The following is a 252-nucleotide window of genomic DNA, read 5'->3' as shown; positions in this document are numbered from 1 at the left end:
CGCCTACAGCTCCAGTTAACGTAACGGTATGTGAGACAGGTTCATCGCAGACTCTAACGGCTAGCGCTACAGTACCATCAGGATCAACTATTGTTTGGTATGATGCAGCTTCAGGAGGCAATGTAGTAAGTCCAGCGACTTTAGTAAGTACAGCTGCTGCTACAAGAACATTATACGGACAGACATCAAACGGCAGTTGTTCAAGTTTGACAAGAACGGCTGTTGTATTAACCATCAACGCTGCTCCTGCAG

General features: G+C 46.4%; 1 pseudogene. It reads left to right on the top strand.

Annotated elements, in window-relative coordinates:
* Positions 1–252 (top strand): annotated as a pseudogene (locus tag BOW57_RS21080) (hypothetical protein); the annotation flags it as partial.

This window comes from Flavobacterium sp. YO64 (assembly GCF_004119505.1).
Classification (GTDB): Bacteria; Bacteroidota; Bacteroidia; order Flavobacteriales; family Flavobacteriaceae; genus Flavobacterium; species Flavobacterium oncorhynchi.
This window is presented reverse-complemented; position numbering and strand designations above follow the sequence as displayed.